Source organism: Mycobacterium aquaticum, from assembly GCF_002086485.1.
GTDB classification, from domain to species: domain Bacteria; phylum Actinomycetota; class Actinomycetes; order Mycobacteriales; family Mycobacteriaceae; genus Mycobacterium; species Mycobacterium aquaticum.
The window spans coordinates 69,525-89,565 of the sequence record NZ_MVHF01000029.1 but is presented as its reverse complement, the minus strand read 5'-3'; the positions used below and the strand labels follow the sequence as shown (position 1 = coordinate 89,565).

Annotated in this window: 21 protein-coding genes, 1 pseudogene and 1 riboswitch; of the genes and pseudogenes, 7 read left to right on the top strand and 15 right to left on the bottom strand. The window is 67.8% G+C overall.

The features are described 5' to 3' along the window. Positions 1-2: 2 nt before the first annotated feature. Positions 3-503 carry a VOC family protein gene (locus BST13_RS24680; protein ID WP_083166628.1) on the bottom strand — a complete coding sequence of 167 codons (501 nt, stop codon included), beginning with the start codon at positions 501-503 and terminating at the stop codon, positions 3-5. A gap of 52 nt (positions 504-555) precedes the next feature. Then, the gene (locus BST13_RS24675; RefSeq protein WP_083166627.1) at positions 556-873 is read right to left on the bottom strand and encodes a DMT family transporter; all 318 of its coding nucleotides are present in this window, start codon (positions 871-873) and stop codon (positions 556-558) included. A gap of 11 nt (positions 874-884) precedes the next feature. Beyond that, positions 885-949: riboswitch (guanidine-III (ykkC-III) riboswitch) on the bottom strand. A gap of 50 nt (positions 950-999) precedes the next feature. On the opposite strand from BST13_RS24675, the gene BST13_RS24670 reads away from it, so the two are divergent. Next, on the top strand, positions 1,000-1,815 hold the full coding sequence (locus BST13_RS24670) for a nitronate monooxygenase (protein ID WP_083166626.1): 816 nt from the start codon (positions 1,000-1,002) through the stop codon (positions 1,813-1,815). On the opposite strand, the gene nagA is transcribed toward BST13_RS24670, so the two are convergent. From nagA to BST13_RS24650, 4 genes are read right to left on the bottom strand one after another with little or no spacing between them, the layout of a single operon-like run. Then, complete coding sequence (gene nagA / locus BST13_RS24665) at positions 1,790-2,950, bottom strand: N-acetylglucosamine-6-phosphate deacetylase (protein WP_083166625.1); 1,161 nt, start codon at positions 2,948-2,950, stop codon at positions 1,790-1,792. The two genes, BST13_RS24670 and nagA, sit on opposite strands and share 26 nt — an antisense overlap. Next, positions 2,947-3,954, bottom strand: a complete 1,008-nt coding sequence (locus tag BST13_RS24660) for an SIS domain-containing protein (RefSeq protein WP_211296177.1) — start codon at positions 3,952-3,954, stop codon at positions 2,947-2,949. The genes nagA and BST13_RS24660 overlap by 4 nt, the downstream gene beginning before the upstream one ends. A gap of 41 nt (positions 3,955-3,995) precedes the next feature. After that, on the bottom strand, positions 3,996-4,907 hold the full coding sequence (locus tag BST13_RS24655) for an N-acetylglucosamine kinase (protein ID WP_083166623.1): 912 nt from the start codon (positions 4,905-4,907) through the stop codon (positions 3,996-3,998). Next, positions 4,904-6,316, bottom strand: a complete 1,413-nt coding sequence (locus BST13_RS24650) for a sugar porter family MFS transporter (protein WP_083166622.1) — start codon at positions 6,314-6,316, stop codon at positions 4,904-4,906. Before BST13_RS24650 ends, BST13_RS24655 begins: the two co-directional genes overlap by 4 nt. Positions 6,317-6,434: 118 nt before the next feature. On the opposite strand from BST13_RS24650, the gene BST13_RS24645 reads away from it, so the two are divergent. Next, positions 6,435-7,136: a GntR family transcriptional regulator gene (locus BST13_RS24645; protein ID WP_083166621.1), complete on the top strand. Its 702-nt coding sequence runs from the start codon at positions 6,435-6,437 to the stop codon at positions 7,134-7,136. 80 nt (positions 7,137-7,216) lie between these two features. On the opposite strand, the gene BST13_RS24640 is transcribed toward BST13_RS24645, so the two are convergent. The 4 genes from BST13_RS24640 to BST13_RS24625 all read right to left on the bottom strand — a co-directional run bounded on the left by BST13_RS24640 (position 7,217) and on the right by BST13_RS24625 (position 10,047). Then, positions 7,217-8,461, bottom strand: coding sequence for a glycosyltransferase (locus BST13_RS24640; protein ID WP_083166620.1), 1,245 nt, complete (start codon positions 8,459-8,461; stop codon positions 7,217-7,219). Beyond that, positions 8,462-8,692 carry a F0F1 ATP synthase subunit C gene (locus BST13_RS24635; RefSeq protein ID WP_095533697.1) on the bottom strand — a complete coding sequence of 77 codons (231 nt, stop codon included), beginning with the start codon at positions 8,690-8,692 and terminating at the stop codon, positions 8,462-8,464. 34 nt (positions 8,693-8,726) lie between these two features. Next, complete coding sequence (locus BST13_RS24630) at positions 8,727-9,353, bottom strand: TetR/AcrR family transcriptional regulator (RefSeq protein WP_083166618.1); 627 nt, start codon at positions 9,351-9,353, stop codon at positions 8,727-8,729. A gap of 103 nt (positions 9,354-9,456) precedes the next feature. Next, positions 9,457-10,047 (bottom strand): TetR/AcrR family transcriptional regulator, encoded by a 591-nt coding sequence (locus BST13_RS24625; protein WP_083166617.1) that lies wholly within the window; start codon positions 10,045-10,047, stop codon positions 9,457-9,459. A gap of 116 nt (positions 10,048-10,163) precedes the next feature. On the opposite strand from BST13_RS24625, the gene BST13_RS24620 reads away from it, so the two are divergent. Then, positions 10,164-11,009 (top strand): alpha/beta hydrolase, encoded by an 846-nt coding sequence (locus tag BST13_RS24620; protein ID WP_083166616.1) that lies wholly within the window; start codon positions 10,164-10,166, stop codon positions 11,007-11,009. On the opposite strand, the gene BST13_RS24615 is transcribed toward BST13_RS24620, so the two are convergent. The 4 genes from BST13_RS24615 to BST13_RS24600 all read right to left on the bottom strand — a co-directional run bounded on the left by BST13_RS24615 (position 11,006) and on the right by BST13_RS24600 (position 15,360). Then, entirely contained in the window at positions 11,006-12,262 is a 1,257-nt protein-coding gene (locus BST13_RS24615) for a D-alanyl-D-alanine carboxypeptidase family protein (RefSeq protein ID WP_083166615.1), read from the bottom strand. The two genes, BST13_RS24620 and BST13_RS24615, sit on opposite strands and share 4 nt — an antisense overlap. Positions 12,263-12,330: 68 nt before the next feature. Beyond that, complete coding sequence (locus BST13_RS24610) at positions 12,331-13,317, bottom strand: SMP-30/gluconolactonase/LRE family protein (protein ID WP_083166614.1); 987 nt, start codon at positions 13,315-13,317, stop codon at positions 12,331-12,333. A 136-nt stretch (positions 13,318-13,453) separates the two neighbouring features. Then, on the bottom strand, positions 13,454-14,839 hold the full coding sequence (locus BST13_RS24605; protein WP_083166613.1) for an aspartate aminotransferase family protein: 1,386 nt from the start codon (positions 14,837-14,839) through the stop codon (positions 13,454-13,456). Then, positions 14,836-15,360, bottom strand: coding sequence for an Lrp/AsnC family transcriptional regulator (locus BST13_RS24600; RefSeq protein ID WP_083166612.1), 525 nt, complete (start codon positions 15,358-15,360; stop codon positions 14,836-14,838). The genes BST13_RS24605 and BST13_RS24600 overlap by 4 nt, the downstream gene beginning before the upstream one ends. Positions 15,361-15,484: 124 nt before the next feature. Between BST13_RS24600 and BST13_RS24595 the strand changes: the two genes are divergently transcribed. The 3 genes from BST13_RS24595 (at position 15,485) to BST13_RS24585 (ending at position 18,499) form a co-directional block, all read left to right on the top strand. Next, on the top strand, positions 15,485-16,972 hold the full coding sequence (locus BST13_RS24595) for a gamma-aminobutyraldehyde dehydrogenase (RefSeq protein WP_083166611.1): 1,488 nt from the start codon (positions 15,485-15,487) through the stop codon (positions 16,970-16,972). An 88-nt stretch (positions 16,973-17,060) separates the two neighbouring features. Then, on the top strand, positions 17,061-17,969 hold the full coding sequence (locus tag BST13_RS24590; RefSeq protein WP_083166610.1) for a sigma-70 family RNA polymerase sigma factor: 909 nt from the start codon (positions 17,061-17,063) through the stop codon (positions 17,967-17,969). Beyond that, a complete protein-coding gene (locus BST13_RS24585) occupies positions 17,969-18,499 on the top strand; it encodes a PPOX class F420-dependent oxidoreductase (protein WP_083166609.1) in 531 nt (176 codons plus the stop codon). The genes BST13_RS24590 and BST13_RS24585 overlap by 1 nt, the downstream gene beginning before the upstream one ends. On the opposite strand, the pseudogene BST13_RS24580 reads toward BST13_RS24585, so the two are convergent. Beyond that, positions 18,444-19,043, bottom strand: a pseudogene (locus tag BST13_RS24580) (carboxymuconolactone decarboxylase family protein); the annotation flags it as partial. The gene BST13_RS24585 and the pseudogene BST13_RS24580 sit on opposite strands and share 56 nt — an antisense overlap. Before the next feature lie 125 nt (positions 19,044-19,168). Between BST13_RS24580 and BST13_RS24575 the strand changes: the two are divergent. Then, positions 19,169-20,023 (top strand): hypothetical protein, encoded by an 855-nt coding sequence (locus BST13_RS24575; RefSeq protein WP_083166608.1) that lies wholly within the window; start codon positions 19,169-19,171, stop codon positions 20,021-20,023. Positions 20,024-20,041 lie beyond the last annotated feature (18 nt).

Below are 20,041 nucleotides of genomic sequence, written 5' to 3'. Positions count from 1 at the left end.
ATTCAGAGCACCTTCGACCCGTACATCTCGCCCAGCGGGTCGGCGATGAGCTCGATGCGCGCACCGTCGGGGTCGCGGAAGTACAGCGACACCTCGCTGTGTTCGGCGAGGTCCACCCCGGCGGCGGTCAGCTTGTCGCGCAGATGCCGCCAGCGCTGCGGTTCGACGCTGATCGCGATGTGGTGCAGGCCGCCGAGGACCTCCTGGTACGGGCCGACGTCGAGACCGGGAAAATCGAAGAACGCCAGCAGGTTTCCGTTGCCGATGTCGAAGAAGAAATGCGTCGACCCCGGATAGTCCCGGTTCTCGATGATCTCGGTCAGCGGGAACTCCAGCAGCTCCTGGTAGAAGCGGACGGTGCGCTCGACATCGCCACTGACCAGCGCGGTGTGATGCAGGCCCCGGGCCGATGACGGCGGCCGGGCGCCGGCCGGCTTGAGGTACTCCTCGGCGATCCGGTCGCGGCGTTCCTGGAATTGGCATACTCGTTCGTCGGAACTCATATCCGGATCCTGCCGCTATCGGGGCCTTGCCGGTGTGTTTTCGGTGAGGCAGCTAGTGGGTGACGACCTTGAGCCCGATGATGCAGCCGACCACGCCGAGCATCAACAGCACCTTGATCACCGACGCGGATTCCGCCCCGGTCAGCATCGCGAAGGCGATGGTGAGCACGGCCCCGATACCGACCCAGACCGCGTAGCTCGTGCCCGGCGGCAGCGTGCGCATCGCAATCGCCAGGCCCCCCATCGACAGCGTCAATGCGACGATGAAGATCACGGACGGGACCAGGCGGGTGAAACCCGCGGACTTGCTCAGCGCGGTGGCCCACACCGCTTCCAGCACACCGGAGACAATCAGAATCCACCAGGCCATGGCCAACCTCCAAGGCCCGTCTTGTCGCTGTCCGGGTACGGTGCCACCCTCGTCCGGTGCCAGATGCTGGCAGGCGCGAGTGTAGCATCGCCCGGTGTGAGCATCGTTACCGACTGGGCGCGCGACATGGGCCTGGAAGTGCCAATTGTCAACGCGCCCATGGGCGGTGCGGCCGGTGGCCGGTTGGCCGCGGCGGTGTCGCGGGCCGGTGGCCTCGGGATGATCGGCATGGGCAGCGCCGCGACGGCCGAGTTGCTCAAGCGCGAACTCGCCGAGCTCGGCCCCCTCGACCGTCCGTTCGGCATCGGCCTCGTGCACTGGGTGATGAGCAACCAACCCGAGCTGCTCGACGAGGCGCTGGCCGCCCGGCCCGCGCTGCTCAGCGTGAGCTTCGGTGAGGACTGGGAATGGGTGCGGCGGGCCCACGACGCCGGGGTGCGGGTGACGACGCAGGTTGCCACGGTCGACGCGGCGCGCCGCGCCGTCGACGCCGGGGTGGACGTGCTGGTGGCCCGCGGCGCCGAGGGCGGTGGGCACGGTAAGCCGCTCGTCGGCACCCTGCCTCTGCTGACCGAGGTGCTCGACACGGTCGAGGTACCGGTCCTCGCCGCGGGAGGCATCGCCTCGGCGCGCGGCGTGGCGGCGGTTCTGGCGGCCGGCGCCGCCGCGGCGTGGGTGGGCACCGCGTTCTCCACGTGTGTCGAAGCGATCACGCCGGATTCTGCGCGCGACGCCTTGCTCGCCGCCGGCGCCGGATCGACGACGCTGACCTCCGAATTCGATATCGCCTCCGGATACGGTTGGCCCTCAAGCATTCCCGAGCGTGTGCTGGTCGACGCCGCGGGCCGGGCCACGCCGGTCAATGCCGGCGAAGGGGTCGGCATGGTGACCCGGGCCCTGACCGCCGCAGAGACCATCACAGCGTTGATGAACCGAGGCTGACCGGGTCCGCCCAGCGACCGCTCGACATCACGGCCTGCACGGCAAGGTCGGCATCGAGCACCACCAGATCGGCGCGTAGGCCCGGCGCGATGCTGCCGATATCGGTGAGCCCGACGGTGCGGGCCGGTGTCGTCGCCGTCATCTGCACCGCGGCGGCCAGCGCAGCATCGGACGTCGAAAGGTCCACGGCAGCCCGGAATATCAGGTCCATCGTCGCCGTGCTGCCTGCGATGGTCGACATGCCACGCACCCGTGCGACATGGTCGGCGACATCGACGTCGAGTGTGCCGAGCCGGAACGACCCGTCGGCCAGCCCGGCTGCGGCCATGGCGTCGGTGATGAGCGCGACCCGCTCGGCGCCCGCGAAGTCGACGACGTGACGCAGCAGGGCGCGATGCACGTGCACACCGTCTGCGATCAGTTCCACGGTGACCCGCGGGTCCTCGAGCAGAGCCATGGCGGGGCCGGGGTCACGGTGGTGCAGCGGCCGCATCGCGTTGAACAGATGCGTGCCGACGGTCGCACCCAGTTCGACCGCCCGGTGGGCCTGCTGGTAGCTGGCATCGGTATGGCCAACTGCGACAACGACTCCGGAGTCGACCAGCAGCCGGATCGCGTCGTCGCCGCCGGGCAGTTCTGGTGCGATGGTGACCATGCGGATGGCACCGTCGGCTGCGGCCAGCGCGGCGTTGATCTCCTCCGGGTCCGGATCGCGCAGCTGCGTGGCGTCGTGCGCGCCACAGCGGGCCGAGCTCAGCCACGGCCCTTCCAGATGGATCCCGGCGACCACACCGGCAGCGGTGGCTTCGGTGAGCGCCGTGACCTCGCGCAGCAGCTCGGCCGGCGACGCGGTGACCAGACTGGCGAGCGTGGTGGTGGTGCCGTGGCTGCGGTGAAACGTTGCCGCGCGGACGATTTCGTCGGCCACGCCGTCGGTGTAGGACGCGCCGCCACCGCCGTGCACGTGGATGTCGACGAATCCGGGCACCACGACCGCGTCGGGGTGTTCGGCGTCCGCGGGCCGTGGAGGAGCGCCGGCGCCGCACCCGATGATGCGGTCCGAACTCGTCTCGATCCAGCCCGGCCGGTGCACCCCGTCAGCGGCCACCACGGTGCCCGCCGCGATCAGTGTCACAGGGTCTCCGTGACCTTGCGCAGCCCGCGCGGCTGGTCCGGGTCGCCGCCGCGGGCCAGTGCCAGGTGCAGGGCAAGTTGTTGCAGCGGAAGGATTTCCAGTAGCGGGGAGAGCTCGTCGGGCACCGTGGGCAGCGCGATGCCACCGGCCAGCCCGGCCAGTGCCGCAGGGGCGCCCACGCCGAACACGTCGGCGTGCCGCTCGGCCAACCGCTCCAGCACCGGCAGCATGGCCTGCCCGCCTACGCCGTCGGGCACGATGGCCAACACCGGCACCTGCGGGTCGACGGTGGCCAGCGGACCGTGCAGCAGATCGGCGCCCGAGAATGCCTGCGCCGAAAGGTAGGAGGTCTCCATCAGTTTGAGCGCGGCTTCCCGGGCGGTGGGGTAGGAGTAGCCGCGCGCGGTGGTGATGAGCCGTTGCGCGAAGCGGTAGCGTTGCGCGACCTCGCGGACCTGCTCACCGCTGGCCAGGACGGCCTCACCGAGTTCGGGCAGGGCCTCCGTGCCGCCTTCGTCGGCACCGCTGAGCAGCAAGCGCAGGGCCAGCAGTTCGGCGGTGTAGGACTTGGTCGCCGCAACTGAGCGTTCCGAGCCGGCCAGCACGTCGATGTGGATCTCGGCGGCCGCAGCCAGGTCGGATTCGGCGTTGTTGGTGACGGCGACGGTCAGAGCGCCTTGCGCGCGGGCGACCTCGACCGAGCGCACAAGATCGGGCGACCCGCCGGACTGGCTGACCGCGATGTAGAGCACGTCGCGAAGATCGGGCTGCGCGCCGTACACCGTGACGGTCGACGGCGACACCAGCCCGGCGGGCAGGCCGTGTCTGATCTCGATCAGGTACTTGGCGTACAAGGCGGCATGGTCGCTGGTTCCGCGGGCCACCAACTGTGCGAAACGTGGTGCGGCCCGGGTGATCCGGTCGGCTGCGGCCCGGATCGGGTCCAGCCCTTCTGTCAGCAGACGGCGCCATACCTGCGGTTGTTCGGCGATCTCGGCGGCCATCAGGTGGCCGGGGGCGCTCACGGGGGTGGCGTCAAGGTTGCTCACTTCTTCTCCTTCTCGGGATCACATGTCAGTAGTAGTCGTTGGGCCAGTTCCACCGCACCCCGCACGGGGTCGGCGGCGAGGACGCGGACGTCGGTGAACTGCTGTTCGGCCAACCGGGTGCGGACCGCCTTCTGCAGTGCGGGCTGATGGACGGCAAGGCCGCCGGCCAGCACCACCGGACCGGAGGAACCGAGCCGCGTGCCGACCGACACCGCGAGCTCGGCCAGTTCCGCCGCGGCGGCGTCGATGATGTCGCGGCTCACCGGGTCGCCGTCGCGGGCCAGTTCGAACACCACGCGGGCGCGTCCGGCCCAATACCGCCGGTCGGGCTGGGCGTAGAAGTGGTCGAGTAGTTGTTCGGGCAGTTGCAGGCCGCAATCAGCGGCGAGCTGCTGGCCGAGCCGGTCTGCGGGCTCTCCCCGGTCGGCGCGGATCAGGCTGCGCCGCAACGCTTCCCGGGCCACCCAGTAGCCACTTCCTTCGTCGCCGAGCAGGTAGCCCCAGCCGCCGGCCCGGCTCTGCTGATCGCCCCGGCGCCCCCAGGCCACCGAGCCGGTGCCCGAGATGATGGCGATGCCGTCGATGACGCCTGCGGCGGCCAGGATCAGCTGGCTGTCGTGCACCACCCGGATGCGGGCGCAGGGCAGTCGGCGGGCCAGCAGATCACGCAGCCGGGCCTCGCCGTCGGGCGTTTCGACACCCGCCGCACCGGCACACACCGCCTTGATTCCGTTGGTGCCCAGCTGGTCGAGGATGACGTCGAGCTGCTTGCCGGCTTCTTCGAGACCTACCGACGAGATGTTTGCGCTGCCGGCCAGGGCCTCGGCGACCACCGTGCCATTCTCCACCCGCAGGGCCTGGGTCTTCGAGCCGCCGATGTCCAGGCCGAGCACCGCCGCCGAGGTCATCGTCCGGTCGTCTCGGCCTCGGCGCCGCTGGCGGTCACGGCAGGCCACTGGCCGCCGTTCTCCCAGAAGTGCCGGATGTCCTCCAACTGGCGGCCCTTGGTCTCCGGCGCGAACTTGTAGACGAAGACGAAGGCCAGCAGGGCCAGTGCACCGAACACCGCGAAGGTGCCGGATCCACCGAGGGTTTGCAGCATGGTGAGGAAGAAGCCTGCCACGATCGCGTTGGCCACGAGGTCGGAAGTGAGCATCGCGCTGGAACCCATCGAGCGCAGCCGTGACGGGAAGCTCTCACCCGCGTACACCCAGACCAGCGCGCCGAAACCGAAGGTGAATCCGACGGTGAACAGCAGCACTCCGATGAAACCGAGAGCCGTCAGCGCCCCGCCGAAGTTCTCGCCTGCGACGAAGACGCCGATCAGCAGGGCGTTGGCCAGCACCATCATGGCGATGCCACCGAGCAGGATCGGGCGGCGCCCCAACCGGTCGACGAGCACCAGCGATACGAACACCGCGACCAGGGCGGCGACCTGGACCAGGGCGGGCAGGATCAGCAATGCGAAGTTGCCGTGGAAACCCATGGCCTCGAACAGTTTCGGGCTGTAGTAGACGATGGCATTGATGCCGGTGATCTGGATGAAGAACCCGAGTACGACGACGAACACGGTGGCCCGCAGGTAGGGCGGACGCAGCATCTCGCGGAACGCCCCACCGCGTTCTTCGTGCAATGCCCTGCTGATCTCGGCCAGTTCGGCGTCGACGTCGGCGGCGGGTTCGACCATCTGCAGCGTGCGGCGAGCTTCCTCGGTGCGGCCTTTGAGCATGTACCAGCGGGCGGTGTCGGGCATCCGCATCAGGATGAGGGCGACCACGACGGCGGGCACGGCGGCCAGGCCGAGCATCCAGCGCCAACCACCCGATGCTGCCAGCGCGTACGCGGCCAGGTAGCCGATGATGATGCCGACCACCGTGGCCACCTGGTAGGCCACCAGCAGCGACCCGCGGATGTCGGCGGGGGACGACTCGGCGACGAACACCGGCACCACCACCACCGAGACGCCGATGGTGAGGCCCAGCAGCAGCCGCGCGACCATGAGCATCGGCACCGAGACCGACAGCGCGCACATCAGCGCGAACACCGCGTAGGTGACCGCCACCAGCACCACGGACTTCTTGCGGCCGATGCGGTTGGCCAGCCAGCCACCGATGATCGCGCCGGCGATCTCACCGATCACGACCATGGTGGTGATCCATTGGACGGCCGCGGTGTCGAGGTCGAACTCCTTGGGGATGAACAGCATCGCTCCGGCGATGTTGGACAGGTCGTAGCCGTAGATGACGCCGACGCTGGCGGCGGCGATCCCCACCAGCACCGCGAGCCGCGGGGTTTTTCGAGTTTCGGTAGAGCCCACGTGCGGTTCCTCTCGCTGCGGGATGAATGTGACGGGGTCAGATTGGTATACGCCAATATGATGGAGGTAACATTGGCATACACCAATTTCGTCCGTCAAGAGGTGAGGGAAAACTGATATGGCCGAACCTGCCCCGCCGCGGTACTTCCAGGTCAAGCTCGCGCTGGCCGATCTGATTGCCGGACTCGACCGAGGTGCGTCGCTGCCCCCGGAGCGCCAGCTCGCCGAACAGCTCGGCACGTCACGGACCACGCTGCGCAAGGCGCTGGCGGAGTTGGCGGGGGAGGGGGTGCTGCGCCGTACCCAGGGCAGCGGCAATTTCGTCGCGCCGCCCAAGGTGGTACACGTCCGGCAGTTGTCGTCCCTCACCGACGATCTGAAAGCCGAAGGGATGCAACCCTCTTCGCAGATCCTCGGGCTGGAGCGGGTACGTGCCGAGCCGGCCGTCGCGGAACATCTGGAGATCGCTCCGGGCGAGCGGATCCATCTCCTCACACGGTTGCGTGAGGTCGACGGGGAGCCGTTGGCCATCGAGGAGGCACACCTGCCCGGTGCGCTGCCGCGATTGGAGGCGCGGCTGGCCGAGAAGGGTTCGCTGTATGCCGCGCTGCGGGATTGCTACGACCGCGGTGTGCACTCGGTGGAGGACACCGTCGAGACCGCGCTGGCCAATCCGGATCAGGCGGAGCTGCTGCGGATCGCCACCGGGCAGCCCCTGCTGCTGGTACACCGCACCAGCCGGGACAAGACAGGCCGCGTCGTCGAGTGGACCAGGTCGGTGTACCGCGGCGACCGTTTCCGCTTCGTCGCGCGGGCCTGACTCTCTTTTCTTTCCGCGAGCAGACGCGGAGGTACCCCGACACGCCGCGGTTCGCGTACACCTATGTCTGCTCGGCAGTGTCAGGCGAGCAACTCCTCGACGACGGTGAGCACCCGGCCGGCCCCGTCCTCGGCGTCGATGCGGGCTTTCAGCTCGGCGGCGTTGTCCCGGAACCTGCTGTCGGACAAGGTTATCCGGATGGCTTCCGCGAGATTTTCCGCGGTCAGCCGACGGCGCGGGATCGCGGCCGGGGCGACGCCGAGAGTGTTGAGCCGTCGGGCCCAGAACGGTTGATCGGCCTGGTTCGGCACCGCGATCGCGGGCACGCCCGCACGGAGTCCGGCTGCCGCGGTGCCCGCCCCGCAGTGGTGGACCACCGCGGCTGACCGGGCGAACAACCAGTCGTGCGGCACTTCACCCACGCCGATCACGTCAGGCCCCGATGCGGTCAGCCCGGCCCAGCCGGACTGGATCACGCCGCGGGCCCCGGCGGCACGCAGGGAGTCGCGCACCAGAAGCGAAACCCGTTCGGCCGCAGCGACACTGGTTACCGTGCTGCCGAAGCTGACCACCACGGGTGCGGGGCCGTCGTCGAGAAACCGCACCAGCTCGGCCGGCGGCTCCCAACCGGCGGGTCGGGGCGGCCACCAATAGCCGACCACCTCGATGCCCGGCCGCCAGTCGGCAGGCCGTGGAAGCACCGTGGGGGAGTACCCGTACAGGATGGGCCAGCGCGATGCGGTGCGTGCGTACCGCAGCCGTCGGGTGGACTCCCGCCGCAGGCCCAATTCCGTGCGAAACCCGTTGACAGTCCCGCGGTATATACCGTCGATCAGACGCTCGCCCCATCGCGCGGCCGCACGGTTGCCGCGCCCACCCGCCGACCACGATCCCAGCACGGCCGGCGGGTAGTCGGCGGTGGAAGACAACGGCTGCAACCGAAGTCCGACGCTGGCCACACCGAGAGCCTCGGCGAGTGGATGGCCGACCAACTCGGCGAACGGCGACAGCATCAGCAGATCCACCTGCTCGTCGCGCAGCGCAGTCAGCACCCGATCGCCCAGTTTCCGCATGCCACCGGGGGAGAGGAACGCGGCCAGACCCCGCACGGCGTCGGCAGGTGACACATCGGCCAGATCGGCGGCGCTGTCGTCGTCCACGTCGATCGACCGGAATTCCAGGCCGCAACCTGTGATGAGCTCACCGAACAACGGGTAGCTGACCACGACGACCCGATGCCCCGCCTGCCGCAAGCGGACCCCCACGCCGGTCAGCGGCGCGACGTCACCACGGCTGCCGATGGCGATGACGCCGATGGTCGCCATCTACCCGCCCGGCGTGGCGAAGACGAACAGCGCCATGAAGGCGATGTTGATGAAGAACGTGGCCTCGACGAGGCCGACGGTGATGAGAAACGGTGTGAACAACCGTGATTGAGCATCGGGCTGGCGAGCCACCCCGGCGATGAACTGTGAGCCGGCCAGCCCATCGCCGATCCCCGCTCCGATCGCCCCGCCGGCCAGCACGATCGCGCCCGCCAGCAGTGCGTTTCCCATCAGTGCGTCGCTTGCCACGGTGTCCCTCCACTCGTCATGTGGTTGCGCGTCGGAAAATCGCGACCAGTTCCTCGCCATGGCCCACCACGTCGTAATCGGGGTCTCTGGCGTATTCGGCGGCGGCGCTGTCCAGCGCGCCGCGCAGGATGTTCTTCATGAACTGCGGTGACAGTTCACGGAATTCGCCGTCGCGCAGGCCTTGCGCGAAGATCGCCTGCGGGTCGAGGGCGGCCAGATCGCCGGTCGGCGGGTGGTCCTGCACCGATTTGGCCGCCGCCTGGTCGAGACGCAGCCCGTCCGGGTCCCGGTACCCGGCCATCAGCTCCAGCATCGCCACGGCAGTGGACCTGTTGGCGGCGACGAATGCGATGTTGGCCCGGATGTAGGCCGTCAGCCGGGCCGAGGCGGTGGTCTCTGCGTTGACGGCGGGGACGATGACCGCCGCGCCACGTTCGAAGATGTCGACGAACACCGCCTCGATTATCTCGGCCTTGGTGGTGAAGTGGTAGAGGACAACGCTTTTCGCGACACCGATGTGGGCGGCGATGCGCGCGAGCGATGCCTGGGAGTAACCGGACGCCGCGATCACCTCGGTGGCCGCGTCGATGATCTGCCGGCGCCGAGCCTGTTCTGTGAACGTCTGCGAACGGTCAGACCGCATGGTCTGAGATTAGACCGATCGGTCAGAACCTCGCAAGCCTCGCCAACTTTTCTCTGGGCGAGCAGACGTGAACTACCCCAATTTCAGACCAAAATGGGGGAGTTCACGTCTGCTCGGCAGGAGAGTTCTCGGCCGGGAGCCCCGCCGCCTGTCGTGCCGCCCGGACGAACGAGCGCTTCGTCGTCTCGATCCCGTCGAGGTACCCACCGACGAGCGCGGCGTCGCGCAGCAGGACCAGCGATGCCGCGACGTCGGCGGGGGCGGCGCGCCCGGCCGCGGCGTGTTCGAGTGCGCTGCGAAACCAATTGCGATGCGTCGCAATGAGTTTGCGGACCTTGCTGTCGGGGTCGGGATATTCGGCGGCGGCATTGATGAAGGGGCAGCCGCGGGTGTGGTAGCGCGCGATGTCTTCGGCGATCCCGTCGATCACGAGCTCGAGCATGTCGTCGTCCGGGCCGGCCTGCGTCTCGGCGTCGGAGAAGTAGCCGCGGATCGTCGCATCCTCCAGCGCGAGGTAGGCCTCGACGAGACCTTCCTTGCCCGCGAAGTGCCGGTACATGGTCGCGCGCGTCACTCCTGCTTCGGCGAGGATCCGGTCTACGCCGACCGAGTGGATGCCCTCGCGGTAGAAGAGCTCCGCGGCGGTGCGCAGGAGGCGTTCGCGGGCCTGCGAGACGGGGGTCGACGAGTCCATACCTCGACCGTACGCCCGGTAGGCAGAACGTTCTTTCTGCAATCGGGAACAGATCGTGCGGGCCGCTGGTTAAAGCCCAGCAGAACGACCGTTCTTTCTACCGATAGGAGACCGACATGACCACCACCATCACCCCTTGGGAACAGGCCGAGATCGACCGCGCGAACAGCTCCGGAGCCCAGCCCGTCGTCTTCATCCACGGCCTTTGGCTGCTGCCGACCAGCTGGGACAACTGGCGCGGATTGTTCGAGGAGCAGGGCTTCGTCACCCTGGCCCCCGGCTGGCCGGACGACCCGGCAACGGTCGCGCACGCACGCCGCGATCCCTCGGTGTTCGCTCACAAGACGGTCGGTGCCATCACCGAGCATTACGCGGAGGTGATCCGTGCTCTTGCCCGCAAGCCCATCGTGATCGGGCACTCTTTCGGCGGACTGATCACCCAACAGCTCGCCGGTATGGGGCTGGCCGCGGTGTCGGTTGCCATCGACCCGGCACCGTTCCGCGGTGTACTCCCGCTGCCGGTGTCGGCGCTGCGGGCCGCATTCCCGGTCCTCGGCAATCCGCTCAACTACGGTCGCGCGATCGCCCTGACCCGCAAGCAATTCCGGTTCGCCTTCGGCAACGCCGTGTCCGAGGAGGAGTCGAACCGGCTCTACGACGAGTACTCCGTCGCCGGTTCGGGTGCCCCGCTGTTCCAGGCTGCCGTCGCCAACTTCAACCCCGCGTCGCAGACGAAGGTCAACACCAGGAACCCGCAGCGCGGTCCGCTGCTGGTGATCTCCGGCGAAAAGGACAACACAGTCCCGTGGGCGATCGCCAATGCGTCCTACAAGCTGAACAAGAAGAACCCCAATGTCACCGAGATCGTCGAGATCCCGGGTCGCGGACACTCATTGGTGATCGACAGCGGCTGGCGCGACGTCGCCGAGCAGGCGCTCGGCTTCATCAAGCAGAACAGCTAGTGCTGCGGGCGGCGATTCAGTGACCGGGCACCCATGATCAGCAGGAACACAATGATGCCCCCGACGATCGCCACCCCCACGCGCACCGGCAGCGCGTCGGCCGCGGGTAGGACGGACGCAGCCTCCGCTGCCGACGGCGCGTCGGGTTGCTTGGGTTTCGTCAGTGACGGGTCGGGATCCACCAGGGTGCCGACCTTGGTCCCCTTCGGGGTGGCGAAACCGTAGTCGAGAAGATGAGCTGCCTGCTCCCACGGGGCGATCGGTAGCCGGGTGCCGTGCATCAGGATCGCCACCAGGCGGCGGCCGTCGCGATCGGCTGCGCCGACGAAGGTCTGTCCGGCGTCGTCGGTGTAGCCGGTCTTGCCGCCGAGCGCGCCGGGGTAGTTGTCCAGCAGCTTGTTGTCGTTCTCGATCGGATACGTCGGATTTCCGTCGCGCCCAGGGAAATCGAAGGACTTGGTGGCGACGATGTCGGCGAACACCGGGTTCTGCCAGGCGTAGCGGTAAAACAGTCCGATGTCGTAGGCCGAGGTGCTCATGCCTGGCCCGTCGAGCCCGGACGGGGTGGCCGCCCGGGTGTCGCGGCCACCGAGCTTGCCCGCCAACACGTTGATCTTCTGCAGCGCCGTGTCCATGCCGCCGAGCTGCATGGCCAGGGCGTGGGCGGCGTCGTTGCCCGAGTGCATCAGCAGGCCGTGCAACAGGTCGTTGATGGAATACACGCCGCCGGGCCCGACGCCGACGCGGGTGCCCTCGGCGTTGGCATCTTCCTGGGTGCCTTGGATGCGCTTGTTGAGATTCAGTTCGTTGAGCGCGGCCGTGGCGACGAGCACCTTGATGATGCTCGCGGGCCGGTGCCGGGCGTGCGGGTCGCGAGCGGCGATGATGTCGCCGCTGTCGAGGTCGGCCACCACCCAGGCGTCGGCGGAGATGTCATTGGGCACCGGCGGGGTGTCGGGCGCGGTGATGATGCCGCAGCCCGAGAGTGCTTCGCCCCCGATGGTTTTCGTCGGCACCGGCAGCGGCAGCGGCGGGTCGCCCGCCTTCGGCACCTCCGATGAGTCCACCGCGGGCGGCGTCGTCACCTTGAACGGGCAGTCCGGTGGCGGCGGTGCCGGGGCCGGTGCCGCGACAGGGTCCGCGGTCGCTGTCGGCGCGATCACCAAGGCCGGTGCCGCGAGCATCGTCAACGCCGCAAGCACGGAAGATCCGCGCATGAACGCGCGCGTCGAGATACTCCGCAAGGTCGCCATCGTGTCCGAAGGTTAGGCGATCCGGGCGCCGATTCCGGGGAGCCACGCTGTGACGTATGTGACTCGTGTTAAAGCTGGGTATTAGCCAGAGCAGGAAACTCGATCGTCGACATCCACAGTTTTCCGCCCGTCTCGACGACGCCGGTGACCGCCCCGAAAGCTGGGTTCTGAGTTCGGATGCCTGTGACGGCCGCACCGGTTTCGGCGTCGAAGGCCACCACCCACACCTCGGGCTTGATCTTCGGCAGCAGGGCATTGGGCAGCCGCCACACCACTTTGCGCAGCACCGGCGGCAGCGGGGCCAGCCGCTCGGCCGCGGGAATGATGGAACTGACCAGCGCGACCCAGATCCGGCCGTCGGGCGCGGTGGAGATGTTGTCGGGCATGCCGGGCAGATGCTCGGCAAGCGGTGTCACGGTCCCGGCCGCCGGCCCGCTCAGCCAGTACTTGGACAACCGGCGACCCTGGGTTTCGGCGAACACCAACGCCGATTCGTCGGCGGTGGGGGTCACCCCGTTGGCGAAGTAGAGTCCCTGGACCAGCGTGGTGACGGTGCCGTCCGGATCCAGCCGGAACAGGCTGCCGCTGCCGCGGGCCTCGAGGATCGCGCCCTGGTAGTACTCGAAGTGGAACCGGCTGGTGGACTCCGTGAAATAGATTGTGCCGTCCGAGGTTTCGGTGACGTTCGAGCAGAACATCAGCGGACGCCCCTCGATCGAATCGATCAATGTCGACAACGTGCCCGTCGTCGGGTCCAACGCCAGCAGGCCGCGGTGGCTGTCGCAGATCAACACTCGGCCGTCGCGCGCCACGTGCATGCCGAGTGGACGCCCGCCGGTGTCGGCCACCACCGTCGCGGCCCCGTCGGGAGTCACGCGCACAATGCGCCCGTCGACCAGCCCGGTCCACAGTTGTCCGGTGGCGTCGACAACGACGTCCTCCGGCCCGTCACCTGGCATCGGCACGACCGTCAGCTCGGCCGCCGCGAAGTCGGGCAACTCTCCGACCGGTGGCGGGGTCCAGCGGACAGGATCGATCGGTGGCTTGCGCGGCACACGCTGACGGTACGCCGCGCACGCGAGGAGCGAAACGACGCCGCGCACGCGAGGAGCGAAATGACGCCGCGCACGGCTTCCGTGAACGACAAACGGCCGGGCGGTTTCCCGCCCGGCCGTCTGCGTCGTCGAACCGCTACAGCAGGTTGCCCGCCTCGCTGAGCACCCGATGCAGGATCTCGTAGATCGCGTCGAACTCGGCCTGTCCGCTGATCAGCGGCGGGGCCAGCTGGATCACTGGGTCGCCACGGTCGTCGGCGCGGCAGTACAGTCCGGCGTCCCACAGCGCCGGGGTCAGGAAGCCGCGCAGCAGCCGCTCCGACTCTTCGTCGTTGAACGTCTCCTTGGTGGCCTTGTCCTTGACCAATTCGATGCCGTAGAAGAACCCTTCACCGCGCACATCGCCGACGATCGGCAGATCGTAGAGCTTCTCCAGGGTGGCCCGGAACGCCGGTGCCAGCTCCTTGACGTGATCGTTGATCTTCTCGCGTTCGAAGATGTCGAGGTTGGCCAGCGCGACAGCCGACGAAACCGGGTGTCCGCCAAAGGTATAGCCGTGACCGAAGACCGTCTTGCCGTCGTCGAACGGCTCGAACAGCCGGTCGCTGGCGACCATCGCGCCCAGCGGCGAGTAGCCCGACGTCAGGCCCTTGGCGCTGGTGATGATGTCTGGAACGTAGCCGAAGTCGTTGCACGCGAACATCGAACCGATCCGCCCGTACGCGCAGATGACCTCGTCGGAGACCAGCAGCACGTCGTAGCGGTCGCAGATCTCGCGGACACGTTCGAAGTATCCGGGCGGCGGCGGGAAGCAGCCGCCGGCGTTCTGTACCGGCTCGAGGAACACCGCGGCGACGGTGTCGGGGCCCTCGAACTCGATGGCCTCGGCGATGCGGTCGGCGCAGTAGCGGCCGAATGCCTTTTCGTCATGGGCAAATTCGGCAGGTGCGCGGTAGAAGTTGGTGTTCGGTGCGCGGAAACCACCCGGGGTCAACGGCTCGAACGGGGCCTTGAACGCCGGGATGCCGGTGATCGCGAGGGCACCCTGCGGCGTGCCGTGGTAGGCGATCGAACGCGAAACCACCTTGTGCTTACCGGGTTTTCCGGTCAGCTTGAAGTACTGCTTGGCCAGCTTCCAGGCGCTCTCGACGGCCTCGCCGCCGCCGGTGGTGAAGAAGACCCGGTTGAGATCGCCTGGGGCGTAGCCGGCGACGCGCTCGGCCAGTTCGATGGCCGGCGGCGTGGCGTAGGACCACAGCGGGAAGAAGGACAGCGTCTCGGCCTGCTTGGCCGCTGCCTCGGCAAGTTCCTTGCGGCCGTGGCCGAGCTGGACGACGAACAGCCCGGAGAGGCCGTCGATGTAGCGCTTGCCCTTGTCGTCGAAGATGTAGACGCCCTCGCCGCGGGTGATGATCGGCGGCGTGATGCCCTCGCCGTGCCGGGCGAAGTGGCCCCACAGGTGCCGGTTGGCCTTGGCGCCGAGATCGGACGTGGTTGCTGAAGTGGTATCGGTAATTGTCATCGTGTACCCCAATTGTATTGCTGTTTAACGAGTTTCAAGTAGACAAGGGTTTCGGTTGATATCACTCCCGGCAATGAGCGGATCTGTGTGTTGAGCAGCTCGAGCAGGCTGTCGTCGTCTTCGCAGACCACTTCGACGATGATGTCGAACGATCCCGCGGTCAGCACGACGTAGTCGACCGAGTCCATGGCGGCCAGCTTCTCGCCGAGCTTGGTGGTGTCGCCCGTGCAGCGGATGCCGATCATCGCCTGGCGGGCGAAGCCGAGTTGCATCGGATCGGTCACCGCCACGATCTGCATGACGCCCGCGTCGACCATCCGCTGCACCCGCTGGCGCACGGCGGCCTCGGACAGTCCGACGGCCTTGCCGATCCCCGCGTAGGAGCGGCGGCCGTCCTGCTGCAGCTTCTCGACGATCGCTTTTGACAGTTCATCGAGCTGGAAGGCGGCTCCCGGCCGAGAATGGTTGACACGAAACGGGACGGGGGCGGGCGCCAGCTCGTGACCATCGGGGTTGGTCATACCGTCGATTCTGCACGGAATTCGTTGTTTGAAGCAACTATTTCGATGAAATCCCTTGTTTCGATGGCGTCTCGCTGCGGTATCCCGTAGAGATCAGTGTCCTCATCCGATACCGTATGGCCCCATGAGTGTGGCAGTGAACGTGGCGGGCAATTGGATCAACGGTGGGGCAGTGGCGACCGGGGGACCGGCGCATACCGTCATCAACCCGGCAACCGGTGAGGCGGTCGCGGAGTACGCCATGGCCACCCCGGCCGACGTGGACATCGCCGTCGCGTCGGCCAGGGCGGCGTTGCCGGAATGGTCGACGGCAACTCCCGCGGAACGCTCCGCCGTGCTCGCCAAATTGGCCAAACTGGCCGACGAACGCGCCGATGACCTGGTCATCGAGGAAGTCAGCCAGACCGGAAAGCCCGTGCGGCTGGCCCGCGAGTTCGATGTGCCGGGCAGTGTCGACAACATCGACTTCTTCGCCGGGGCGGCACGCCACCTGGAAGGCAAGGCCACCGCGGAGTACTCGCCCGATCACACCTCGAGCATCCGGCGTGAGGCCATCGGCGTCGTCGCCACCATCACGCCGTGGAACTATCCGCTGCAGATGGCGGTGTGGAAAGTGCTTCCCGCATTGGCTGCGGGTTGCTCCGTCGTCATCAAACCCGCCGAGATCACCCCGCTGACCACGCTCACCCTGGCCGGGCTCGCCAGCGCCGCCGGGCTGCCCGACGGGGTCTTCAACGTGGTGACCGGCGGCGGCGCCGACGTCGGCACCGCCCTGGCCGGGCACCGCGACGTCGACCTCGTCACCTTCACCGGGTCCACGCCCGTCGGCCGCAAGGTGATGGCAGCCGCCGCCGTGCACGGCCACCGCACCCAGCTCGAGCTGGGCGGCAAGGCCCCGTTCGTGGTCTTCGACGACGCCGATCTGGACGCCGCCATCCAGGGCGCGGTCGCCGGCGCGCTGATCAACACCGGCCAGGACTGCACGGCGGCCACCCGGGCCATCGTCGCGCGACCGCTCTACGACGACTTCGTCGCCGGGGTGGCCGAGGTGATGAGCAAGGTGGTGGTCGGCGATCCGCATGATCCCGACACCGATCTGGGCCCGCTCATCTCGATGGCGCACCGCGACAAGGTGGCGGGCATGGTGGCCCGGGCGGCCGGGCAGGGCGGTCGAGTCGTCACCGGCGGCGTGATCCCGGATCTGCCTGGCTCGTTCTACCGACCCACGCTGATCGCCGACGTCGCCGAGGATTCCGAGGTGTACCGCGACGAGATCTTCGGCCCGGTGCTGACAGTCCGGGCGTTCAGCGACGACGACGACGCGCTGCGCCAGGCCAACGACACCGACTACGGTCTGGCCGCCTCGGCGTGGACGCGCGACGTCTACCGGGCGCAGCGGGCCTCGCGGGAGATCAATGCCGGCTGTGTGTGGATCAACGACCACATCCCGATCATCTCCGAGATGCCGCACGGTGGCGTGGGTGCCTCGGGCTTCGGCAAGGACATGAGCGACTACTCGTTCGAGGAGTACCTCACCATCAAGCACGTCATGAGCGACATCTCCGGGGTCGCTGAAAAGGGTTGGCACCGCACGGTATTCACCAGACGCTGACCCGCCTCTCGCCGACACTACGGTTTGTGGTGCGAATCGGCCTGATTCGCGACAAAACCCGTAGTCTCGGCGCGGCTAAACTGTGCCCATGACCGCGAGCACTCGCGTCGATGAGTTCGAGGAGTTGCGGCCGAATCTCCTTGCGGTCGCCTACCGGTTGACGGGCACCTACGCCGATGCCGAGGACATCGTGCAGGAGGCCTGGATCCGGTGGGACGGCAACCGCGGCGAGATCAACGACCTGCGAGCCTGGCTGACCACCGTGGTCAGCCGGCTTGCGCTGGACCGGTTGCGGTCGGCCGCGCACCGACGCGAGGCCTACGTCGGCGAATGGCTGCCTGAGCCAGTGGTGACCGGATTCGAAGCCAAGGACCCGCTGACCGCGGTGGTCGCCGGTGAAGACGCCCGCTTCGCCGCCATGGTGGTGCTCGAACGTCTGACACCGGATCAACGGGTGGCCTTCGTACTGCACGACGGCTTCGCCGTGCCGTTCCCGGAGATCGCCGACGTGCTCGGTGTCAGCCCCGCGTCAGCGCGTCAGCTCGCTTCCCGGGCCCGCAAGGCGGTGTCCGACGCCCCGCCGCCGGTTCCGCCCGACACCCACAACGAGGTGGCCGGGGCGTTCATGGCGGCGTTGGCCACCGGAGATCTGGAAGCCGTTGTGCGCCTTCTGCATCCGGATGTCACGTTCACCGGGGACTCCAACCGCCGGGCGCCGACGGCTGCGCGCGTCATCCACGGCCCCGACAAGGTCGCGCGGTTTCTGCTCGGGCTCGCGAAGCGGTACGGGCCCAACTGGCATGCGCAGGGGCAGCTGGCGTTCATCAATGGCGAGCTGGGCACCTACACCCCGGGCGCGCCGGCCCGCGACGGCTACCCGGAGATGATGCCGCGCGTCACCGCGGTGACCGTCCGCGACGGAAAGGTCTGCGCGGTATGGGATATCGCCAACCCTGACAAGTTCACCGGTTCCCCGCTACGTGGAGGTGGGTTGTGATGCCAGGCGATTCGGGAAATCTGGCCCAGACCTTCAGCCGGCTGATGTTCCGCGGCATGGACAAGCTGCGGGCGTCTGAGGCCTTCGACATCGGTGAGCCCACCGGAACCGACTTCAGCGGCTTCGACCGCCATCGCCAGATCCTGCTGGTGACGTTCAAGCGGTCCGGAGAGGCCATGCCCAGCCCGATCAACCATGGCGTTGCGGACGGCAAGATCTACGTCCGCACCGATGCGTCGACCGGGAAGGTCAAGCGCATCCGCAACAATCCGCGGGTTCTCGTGGTGGCGAGCAACCTTCGGGGTAAACCCAGCGGCCCGGTGGTCGCCGGCGCAGCGCGGATTCTGGATGAGTCAGAAACCGCGCACGCCGACGCCGTCATCGCCGCGTACTGGAGCCGCCCCATGAAGGTGTTCGAGCGTGGCCTGGACCGCGGCAGCCAGGCCGTGGGCGCGGCCGTCGCCTACATCGAGATCACGCCTGCTGTTCCGACACCGCCCACGGAACCCGGCACGCATCCCCCGAGCTGAAACCCTGCTCGGCGATGCCCAGCGCCGAATACATCCGGGCCCGCATGTTCTCCACCCCGATCTGATACGTCAGCTCGATCACGCCGTCCTCGCCGAAACGCTTCTTCAGATCGGCGATCTGCTCGTCGGTCACGGAGTGGGGGTCGGTGGTCATCGCATTGGCGTAGGCGATGGCGGCGCGCTCGTCGTCGGTGTACAGCGGCGAGGTCGCGTAGTCGTCGATGGATTTCAGCCGGTCCACGTCGAGGTTCTCCAGTCGCATGAGCATCGACCCGAAATCGACGCACCACGAGCAGCCGACGGTGCGGGCGGTCCAGAACACCGCCAACTCGCGGACGCTGGCGGGGAGCTTCTTCGAGCCGCTCTGCAGCAGATTTTCATGGACGGCATTGGCCACCAGCAGCCGGGGATGGTGTGCGACGACGGTGAACGGCTCGGGCACCTCACCGAAGCGACGCTTGGCAACGCGGTACATCACCCGGGTCAGCAGGCCGGCTTGTTTGGGGGTCACAGGGGCAATTCGTGTGGTCATGCCAATCAGACGAGACAGGGTCGCGATGTGTGACAGGCCGAGCGTGAAGAAGATCGCGAGATTCTCGAGATTTCTCGCCATCATGTTCACACTGGCGGGTTGTGGAACGGGGTTGACCTCCGCAGCGTCCTATTCGCATGCCATTCCCCTTTGTCGGATCCGAGGCACTCACGGCAGGGTTGCTCAATCGGTATCAGCTGAGCACGCGCTACCACATGCTCCATCGCGACGTTTATGTCCTGCGCGGTGCAGAACTGAAACCCATCGACAAAGCGGTTGCGGCGTGGCTGTGGTCGGGGAGGCGGGCGGTCGCAGCAGGACTGTCGGCCGCCGCGTTGCACGGGTCCAAGTGGATCGATGCGGAGCTGCCCGCCGAGCTCAATCACTCCAGCAGACACAAGACCAACGGCATCGTGTTGCACAGCGACCGGCTCGCTGACGACGAGGTCTGCGTGGTCCGCGGAATCCGGACCACGACGCCTGCCAGGACTGCCTTCGACCTCGGCCGCCGACGTGGGCGCACCACGGCCGTCGTCCGCGTCGACGCACTCCTCCAGGCATGTGACCTGAAACTTGCTGATGTACAAGCGCTTATCGATGCCCATCGAGGCATGCGCGGCCTTGTGCAATTGCGCGAGGTGCTCGACCTGGCCGATGCCGGCGCCGAGTCGCCACAGGAAACCCGCCTTCGCCTGCTGTATACCCAGGCCGGGATGCGACCGTCGCAGACCCAGATCGAGGTGTTCGACCATGGCCTGCAGGTGGGCCGGATCGACATGGGGTGGCCGGAGTGGAAGGTCGGCGTGCAGTACGACGGTATCCAGCATTGGACCGACCCGAGGCAGCGCACCAAGGACATCGACCAGGCCGCGGAGTACCGCGCACTTGGCTGGCGCATCGTCCGGGTTGGTGCCGACTTACTCCGACACCGGCAGGGCACCATCATCGCGCGCACCCGGGCGGCATTGCGTGCTGCGGGTGCACCCTATTGACGCCCCAGTGTGAAGAAG

Excerpts from the sequence above, each read along its gene's own strand:
- BST13_RS24680 (WP_083166628.1), bottom strand. The coding sequence starts at position 503 with ATGAGTTCCGACGAACGAGTATGCCAATTCCAGGAACGCCGCGACCGG.
- BST13_RS24675 (WP_083166627.1), bottom strand. The coding sequence starts at position 873 with ATGGCCTGGTGGATTCTGATTGTCTCCGGTGTGCTGGAAGCGGTGTGG.
- BST13_RS24670 (WP_083166626.1), top strand. The coding sequence starts at position 1,000 with ATGGGCCTGGAAGTGCCAATTGTCAACGCGCCCATGGGCGGTGCGGCC.
- BST13_RS24660 (WP_211296177.1), bottom strand. The coding sequence starts at position 3,954 with ATGGCCGCCGAGATCGCCGAACAACCGCAGGTATGGCGCCGTCTGCTG.
- BST13_RS24655 (WP_083166623.1), bottom strand. The coding sequence starts at position 4,907 with ATGACCTCGGCGGCGGTGCTCGGCCTGGACATCGGCGGCTCGAAGACC.
- BST13_RS24645 (WP_083166621.1), top strand. The coding sequence starts at position 6,435 with ATGGCCGAACCTGCCCCGCCGCGGTACTTCCAGGTCAAGCTCGCGCTG.
- BST13_RS24640 (WP_083166620.1), bottom strand. The coding sequence starts at position 8,461 with ATGGCGACCATCGGCGTCATCGCCATCGGCAGCCGTGGTGACGTCGCG.
- BST13_RS24635 (WP_095533697.1), bottom strand. The coding sequence starts at position 8,692 with ATGGGAAACGCACTGCTGGCGGGCGCGATCGTGCTGGCCGGCGGGGCG.
- BST13_RS24630 (WP_083166618.1), bottom strand. The coding sequence starts at position 9,353 with ATGCGGTCTGACCGTTCGCAGACGTTCACAGAACAGGCTCGGCGCCGG.
- BST13_RS24625 (WP_083166617.1), bottom strand. The coding sequence starts at position 10,047 with ATGGACTCGTCGACCCCCGTCTCGCAGGCCCGCGAACGCCTCCTGCGC.
- BST13_RS24620 (WP_083166616.1), top strand. The coding sequence starts at position 10,164 with ATGACCACCACCATCACCCCTTGGGAACAGGCCGAGATCGACCGCGCG.
- BST13_RS24615 (WP_083166615.1), bottom strand. The coding sequence starts at position 12,262 with ATGGCGACCTTGCGGAGTATCTCGACGCGCGCGTTCATGCGCGGATCT.
- BST13_RS24605 (WP_083166613.1), bottom strand. The coding sequence starts at position 14,839 with ATGACAATTACCGATACCACTTCAGCAACCACGTCCGATCTCGGCGCC.
- BST13_RS24600 (WP_083166612.1), bottom strand. The coding sequence starts at position 15,360 with ATGACCAACCCCGATGGTCACGAGCTGGCGCCCGCCCCCGTCCCGTTT.
- BST13_RS24595 (WP_083166611.1), top strand. The coding sequence starts at position 15,485 with ATGAGTGTGGCAGTGAACGTGGCGGGCAATTGGATCAACGGTGGGGCA.
- BST13_RS24590 (WP_083166610.1), top strand. The coding sequence starts at position 17,061 with ATGACCGCGAGCACTCGCGTCGATGAGTTCGAGGAGTTGCGGCCGAAT.
- BST13_RS24585 (WP_083166609.1), top strand. The coding sequence starts at position 17,969 with ATGCCAGGCGATTCGGGAAATCTGGCCCAGACCTTCAGCCGGCTGATG.
- BST13_RS24575 (WP_083166608.1), top strand. The coding sequence starts at position 19,169 with ATGCCATTCCCCTTTGTCGGATCCGAGGCACTCACGGCAGGGTTGCTC.